The sequence below is a fragment of the Streptomyces sp. NPDC050548 genome, from assembly GCF_044457385.1.
Classification (GTDB): Bacteria; Actinomycetota; Actinomycetes; order Streptomycetales; family Streptomycetaceae; genus Streptomyces.
In genome coordinates this window covers 67791-74279 of sequence record NZ_JBITGV010000003.1, presented here as the reverse complement: position 1 = coordinate 74279, position 6489 = coordinate 67791, and the positions used below count along the sequence as shown (strand labels likewise).

General features: G+C 69.6%; 7 protein-coding genes and 2 tRNA genes. 1 reads left to right on the top strand and 8 read right to left on the bottom strand.

The window, feature by feature from the left end:
• Positions 1-138 precede the first annotated feature (138 nt).
• The 4 genes from ACIBJH_RS10425 to ACIBJH_RS10410 all read right to left on the bottom strand — a co-directional run bounded on the left by ACIBJH_RS10425 (position 139) and on the right by ACIBJH_RS10410 (position 2189).
• Positions 139-211: transfer RNA gene (locus ACIBJH_RS10425), tRNA-Ala, on the bottom strand.
• 133 nt (positions 212-344) lie between these two features.
• Positions 345-578 carry a hypothetical protein gene (locus tag ACIBJH_RS10420; RefSeq protein ID WP_003976229.1) on the bottom strand — a complete coding sequence of 78 codons (234 nt, stop codon included), beginning with the start codon at positions 576-578 and terminating at the stop codon, positions 345-347.
• Positions 579-581: 3 nt separating this feature from the next.
• A complete protein-coding gene (locus tag ACIBJH_RS10415) occupies positions 582-755 on the bottom strand; it encodes a hypothetical protein (RefSeq protein WP_019063265.1) in 174 nt (57 codons plus the stop codon).
• 69 nt (positions 756-824) lie between these two features.
• Entirely contained in the window at positions 825-2189 is a 1365-nt protein-coding gene (locus tag ACIBJH_RS10410) for an MFS transporter (protein ID WP_399116917.1), read from the bottom strand.
• Between the two features lie 220 nt (positions 2190-2409).
• On the opposite strand from ACIBJH_RS10410, the gene ACIBJH_RS10405 reads away from it, so the two are divergent.
• Positions 2410-3255 carry a helix-turn-helix transcriptional regulator gene (locus ACIBJH_RS10405; protein ID WP_399116444.1) on the top strand — a complete coding sequence of 282 codons (846 nt, stop codon included), beginning with the start codon at positions 2410-2412 and terminating at the stop codon, positions 3253-3255.
• A 70-nt stretch (positions 3256-3325) separates the two neighbouring features.
• On the opposite strand, the gene ACIBJH_RS10400 is transcribed toward ACIBJH_RS10405, so the two are convergent.
• The 4 genes from ACIBJH_RS10400 to ACIBJH_RS10385 all read right to left on the bottom strand — a co-directional run bounded on the left by ACIBJH_RS10400 (position 3326) and on the right by ACIBJH_RS10385 (position 6488).
• Positions 3326-3398, bottom strand: a tRNA-Ala gene (locus tag ACIBJH_RS10400).
• A 93-nt stretch (positions 3399-3491) separates the two neighbouring features.
• On the bottom strand, positions 3492-4157 hold the full coding sequence (locus ACIBJH_RS10395; protein ID WP_200713110.1) for a histidine phosphatase family protein: 666 nt from the start codon (positions 4155-4157) through the stop codon (positions 3492-3494).
• Entirely contained in the window at positions 4154-4597 is a 444-nt protein-coding gene (rsfS, locus tag ACIBJH_RS10390; protein ID WP_201053736.1) for a ribosome silencing factor, read from the bottom strand. Before rsfS ends, ACIBJH_RS10395 begins: the two co-directional genes overlap by 4 nt.
• Before the next feature lie 169 nt (positions 4598-4766).
• Complete coding sequence (locus ACIBJH_RS10385; RefSeq protein ID WP_399116443.1) at positions 4767-6488, bottom strand: LCP family protein; 1722 nt, start codon at positions 6486-6488, stop codon at positions 4767-4769.
• Position 6489: the final 1 nt, after the last annotated feature.

Below are 6489 nucleotides of genomic sequence, written 5' to 3'. Positions count from 1 at the left end.
GCGGGCTGCCGTCCCCGCCGCGCGCCCGCCCACATCCCCCCCCCCCCCCCCCCCCCCGCCGCTCCATGACCTGTGCCAACTCCCCCTGGACACACCGAAGGCGGGTCATCCTGTGGGATGACCCGCCTTCGACTTCTGTGGAGCTAAGGAGAATTGAACTCCTGACCTCCTGCATGCCATGCAGGCGCTCTACCAACTGAGCTATAGCCCCTTGCGGTGTGCTACCGGGTCTCCCCGGCGGCGACGCCAACATTACCGGTCGACCCGGTGCACCACCAAATCGTTTCCGTCTCCCCCGCCGTGACCGTGATCGCCGGGACCTCCTCGCGGGGTCCCGGCCCGAGTCAAGCCGTGACGAACGAATAGAACCGTTTCAAAGTGCAGTGCTCTTCGAGGAGTCGGCCGTAGATCGGCTCGCCCTCAAGTTCGCGGTACGTCTCGATCGGATCGCCTTTTATGATCAGCGCCCGCGCGCACTCCTCGCACCAGTACTGGTAGTCGGGATTCACCGGTTCCATGTCACGGACGATCGGTGTCCCACTGCCGCACCAGTCGCACTTTCGCCTGTGTGCACCCATCGATCAGCTCCAGCTGTGGCCGCAGGCCGTGCACACGTAGGAAACTCCGCCGTTGTCACCGAGGACTTGGGCCACGTGGGCGGAACCGCAGGAAGGGCAGCTCAGGCGGGTGATCGTATCTCGTATCAACGCCGCATCGAAGAGGTGGTCGACCTCCTCGATGATGCTCGCAGGCATCGCTACTCCCTCCCGTCGGGCCGCGCCCCCTTCCGGCCGTTTGATTCTGCCACGGCCGGACCAATACGGTCAGCGACGCCTTAGTACCAGTCCGGACACGGCACCCACCGCGGCCGTCCCCGCCAGCGCGAACATGCACGCCAAAAGCGCCTTCGCAGAGGTATACGCCCCCGGGGCCCCAAGTGACTCAAGCCGGTTCAAGAACAGTGTGCCGAAAACCGCGACCCCGAGCAGCTGACCCAGCTGCGCGACCGAGGAGAGCAGACCGCTGGCGTCCGCCGCGTCCTCGGGCCGCACGGTGGCGAGGGCCCGGGTCAGCGTCGGGCTGAAGGCGAGCGCGAGCCCGGCCCCCACGCCGACGTACGCCACGTACAGTACGGCCCCGCCGCGGTCGCCGCCTTCGAACGCCAGGCCGACTCCCAGGACGGACGGCATCGCGATCACGAACCCGAGCGGGGTCAGCGCACGTTGCCAGGCCGCCGGCCACCTGCGCCAGGTGAGTCCGACCACTCCGAAGACGACGGCGGTCGGCGCGAAGGTGAGGCCGGCGCGCAACGCGCTGAAACCGAGGCCGCCTTGGACGTGCAGGGTGAGCGCGAACAGGAAACCGCCATTGACGGCCATGACCGCCATGATCCGGAAGACGGCGAGCCCCATGCCCGGCCGGCGCAGCACCCGCGGTGCGATCAGCGGGGCACCACCGCGCCGCGCGAGCCGGGACTCGTAGCCGCAGAACGACGCGAAAAGCACCGCCGCCGCGACCAGCGACAGCCACGACCACAGCGGCCAGCCCTCCTCCTGCCCCAGCACCAGCGGCACCGTGAGCAGCGACACGGCCGCGGCGAGCAGCACCAGCCCCGGCAGGTCGAGGGCCCGCGCCCGCTCGGGTTCCGACCGGCTGTCCTTAGGCAGCACGCGCCTGCCCACGGCCAGCAGTACGACACCCACCGGCACATTGACGAGGAACACCGGCCGCCAGCCGGTGCCGAAGAGGTCGGCGCTGACGAGCACACCGCCGGCGATCTGCCCGGCCGCGGCGCCGACGGCGATGACCGCCGCGTACATGCCGAGCGCGCGCACCCGGGCCTCGCCGATGAAGTTCCGCTGGATCAGGCTGAGCACCTGCGGGATCATCAGCGCCGAGCCGGAGCCCTGGAGCAGACGGAACACGATCAGCTCGGTGGAGCCCTGGGCCAGGCCGCAGGCGAGCGAGGCGGCGGTGAAGACGGCGAGCCCGGCAAGGTGGACCCGGGCGTGGCCGAGCCGGTCGCCGAGCCGTGCGCCGGTGATCAGCAGCACCGAGTACGTGATGGTGTAGCCAGCGATCACCAGCTGCAAGTCGGCGCCGGACGCGTGGAGTTCGGTGCCGATGGTGGGGGCGGCGACATTCACGATGAACACGTCGAGCAGGGCCATGAACTGGGCCGCGAGCAGGAGCCAGAGCAGCGGTCCGCGGCGATTGTCAGTGCCGGGGGCTTTACTTGTGGCAGGACTTGGAACGGGTGCGGAATCCGGTCCCGTCAAGGGTGTTGTCGTCATGCCGTCGAGCGTGGGGGCGCTCCGGTACGGGTGCCGAGAGCCCGCTGATGCTGGTACTGGCAGCACCTGGCAGAGACCAAGTCGGGCGTCGAACATGGGGGATGTGACGATGGGGATGGGGACGACACAGCGCCGCCGACCTGAACTGGCCGCGTTTCTGCGCAGCAGGCGCGCGCGAGTGACACCGCACGACGTGGGCATGCCGCCGGGCTTCCGCCGGCGTACGCCGGGGCTGCGCCGCGAGGAGGTCGCCCAGCTCTCCGGTGTGGGCGTCACCTGGTACACCTGGCTCGAACAGGGGCGCCCGATCAACGCGTCCGCGCAGGTATTGGACGCGGTGGCGCGCACACTCCGGCTCGACGCGCCGGAGCGGGAGCATCTGTACCACCTGGCCGAGGTGCCGTACGCGCATCCGCCGGAAGTGATCGCGCAGTCGGTGGGGCCGGAGATCCAGGGCATCCTCGACGCCCTGGAGCCGCGTCCGGCGGTGGTCTACAACGCGCGGTACGACATCCTCGCCACCAACTCCCCCTATCGGACGGTGTTCTGGGAGGAGCCGCTGGAGCCGGGCCCGATGTCCAACGCGCTGTGGAAGCTGTTCACGGTGCCGGAGGAGGAGTGTCCGCTGCTGTACCGGGAGACGGAGTTGCCGGTGATGGTGGCGACCCTGCGCTCGGCCTACGGAGTCCATACCGGCGAGCCCGTCTGGGAGGAGTTCATACGCGGGCTGTCGGCGGCGAGTCCGCTCTTCGCGCGGCTGTGGAAGCGCGGGGACGTGGCGGAGCCGGGGCGGCGGGTGAAGACGTTCCGGCACGAGGCGGTGGGCGAGCTGCGGATGACGTCGGTGTCGTTGTCGGTCAACGGCATGCCGGAGTGCCGGATCGTGGTCTACACCCCGGCCGACGAGGAGACCCGTCGGCGTACGGAGGCGCTGACGGCCACGAAAAAATCCCACCCCTGAAAGGGATGGGATCTCATCGATTCGATCTTTGACAACTCTCGATCTTTGACAACTCAAGAGTGTCGAACTGTGGAGCTAAGGAGAATTGAACTCCTGACCTCCTGCATGCCATGCAGGCGCTCTACCAACTGAGCTATAGCCCCTTGTGTTCTTCCCGCTCGGCGGGCGAACAAGAAGAACTTTAGCCTGCGACCTGCCGGAAAGTGAAATCCGGGGTCGGGGCCCTGGAGGGCCGCTCAGTCGTCGTCGCCGAGCACCGGTTCCGGGAGTGTGCCGGCGTTGTGTTCCAGCAGGCGCCAGCCGCGGGCGCCCTCGCCGAGCACGGACCAGCAGCAGTTGGAGAGGCCGCCGAGACTCTCCCAGTGCGGGGACTCCAGACCGAGGAGACGACCGATGGTGGTGCGGATCGTGCCGCCGTGGCTGACCACCACGAGGGTGCCGTCCTCGGGCAGCTTCTCGGCGTGCCGCAGCACGACGGGGGCGGCCCGGTCGGCGACCTCGGTCTCCAGTTCGCCGCCGCCGCGGCGCACCGGTTCCCCGCGCTTCCACGCGGCGTACTCCTCGCCGTGGCGGGCGATGATCTCCTCGTGCGTCAGCCCCTGCCAGACGCCCGCGTAGGTCTCCCGCAGGCCCTCGTCGTGGGTGACGTCGAGGTCGGTGAGGGCGGCCAGCTCGGCGGCCGTGTTCGCCGCCCGCTTCAGGTCGGAGGCGACGATCGCGTCGGGCTTGAGGGAGGCCAACAGCCGGGCGGCCCTACGGGCCTGGCCGATGCCGGTCTCGGTGAGCTCGACGTCCGTGGTGCCCTGGAAGCGGCGCTCCACGTTCCAGGCGGTCTGGCCGTGCCGCCACAGGATGACGCGGCGACCCCGGCCCGCCTTGCGGCCGTCCGCGCCGGCGCTCACCGCACCTCCCCGAACTCGGAGGCGTCCTCCTCGGCCTGCAGCTTGGCGTGCTCGGCGGCCTTGCCGCGGGTCTCCTTGGCGTCGGCGGGCAGCTCCAGCTCGGGGCAGTCCTTCCACAGCCGCTCCAGGGCGTAGAAGACGCGCTCCTCGCTGTGCTGGACGTGGACGACGATGTCGACGTAGTCGAGCAGGATCCAGCGGGCGTCACGGTCGCCCTCGCGGCGTACCGGCTTGGCGCCGAGTTCCTTGCTGAGCCGCTCCTCGATCTCGTCGACGATCGACTTGACCTGACGGTCGTTGGGAGCGGAGGCCAGCAGGAAGGCATCCGTGATCGACAGCACATCGCTGACGTCGTAGGCGATGATGTCGTGCGCGAGCTTGTCAGCGGCGGCCTGGGCGGCGGCGGTGATGAGCTCGATGGAGCGGTCAGTGGCGGTCACTACGCGGCTTTCGGTCGGCGGTCAACAGACCTCAAGGGTCTCACGGACCGCGGACGGCACCCCACGTGAATGACGGATCACGCCCCGGACGTCGGCCTGGACACCGGCTCCGGCCTCCGGGGCGTGCTCTCCGTCACAGCGACTGCGCCCTACCGCCGCCGCGCCCTCGTCACGAGGACGACGACGGTTTGTAGTCGGTGCCCAGGATCACCGAGACGTCCGCGTTCGCGGCGACCGTGCCCTTGGTCACCGTGCTGGTGGGCAGGCCCAGGGTCTTGGCGACCTCGGTGGCGTTCTCCTTGTCGGCCGCGTCGGAGTACGTGACCTTCGACTTGGCCGAGGCCGCGGACGCCGTGCCCGCCTCCAGGAAGGTGAAGCCGCCGTTCAGGAGGACGACGCGGGCCTTCTCGGTGTCGTCCTTGACGCCGGTGGCGTTCTGGACGGCGACCCGGACCGCCGAACCCTCGTCGGGGCTCTTCGCGGTGCCGCCCAGGATGTCCTTGACGACACTGGCGGAGGCCTGCGCGGTCAGGGTGCCGTCGTTCTGGACGGGCAGCAGGGCCGTCTTGTAGTCGCCGCTCTTGGCGAGGTCGGCGAGCTTGGCGAGGAAGGTGCCGAGGTCCTTGTCGGTGAGGGGCGGGTCGAGGATCTGCGCCAGGGTCTGCACGGTGGTGGTCGCCGCCGTCGGGTCCGAGGTCAGCTGGCGCAGCACACCCTGCATGACCTGCCCGAACCGCTCCAGCTGGGCGTTCTGGGCCTCGCCGGAGGCACGGTAGGTGGCGTAGGCGACGGCCATCTTGCCGCTGAGGGTCTGGTCCTTGCCCTTGTGGACGAGGGGCTCGGCGCCCTTCTTCGTCGCGGCCGGGTCGGGCACGTCGGCGTTGGTGTCGATGTCGATGTTGCCGACGAGGTCGACCAGGTTCTGCAGGTAGGGGGTGTCGAGGCGCCAGGTGCCCTCGATGTCGGTGCCGAGGACGGTGTTGAGCTGGTCGACGGTCCCGGAGGTGCCGTCGTCGTCGACCGACTTGGCGAGCGTCGTCGTGTTGCCGTCGTCGTCCGTGAGGGCGAGCGAGTTGGGCAGCAGCACGGTGGTGCCCTGTTTGAGGGTGGTGTTGTCGACGAGCAGCACCGAAGAGGTGCCGCCCTTCGCGGTGTTGTGCAGGTGGACGACGATCACATCGCGGTTCTGGGCGCCCGCGGCCGTCGTGGTGCCGGACTTCGAGGAGGGCGAGGAGACTCCGGGGAGCTTCCCGGCGTACCAGAGATAGCCGACCCCGCCGGAGACGACCAGCGCCAGGGCCACGACGAGGGCGACCATGCGGCCACGGGCGCGGCGCTTGGCCTCCTCGCGGCGCTCGGTGCGGTTCTCGGTGAAGTTCAGCCAGTCGATGACGTCCTCGGAGTCGTCGGTCGGCTCCTCCACGAAGGCGAACTGCTCGGTGCGGTAGTCCCGTTCACCGGCCGCCGGGGTCTTCGGGGCTTCCGTGTCCTCGGCCGGGCCGCCCTGCTGCGGGATGTAGGCGGTCTGTTCGGCGACCCGGGGCTGCTGTCCACTGGTCGCGGTCTGCCCGTAGGGGTCGTAGGCCGTCGTGGTCCCGGTGGCGTACGGGTCGTAGCCGGCCTGGGGCGCCTGCCGGCTGTCGTAGGCCTGCGGGGTCTGCTGCTGGGCGCCCGTGTCGTAGTCGGGCGTCTGCTGCTGGGTGCCGGTCGCGTACGGGTCGTAGGCGTAGCCCTGCTGTTGCTGCTGCCCGTACGGGTCGTACGGCTGCTGCTGCGGGGGCTGTTGGGTCCCCCGGGACGGGACCTGGCGGTAGACAGGCTGGTTGTACTCGTCGTAGCCGACGAGTTCGTACTGGTCGCCGCCGTACCCGGCGTCGTATCGGTCGTTCACC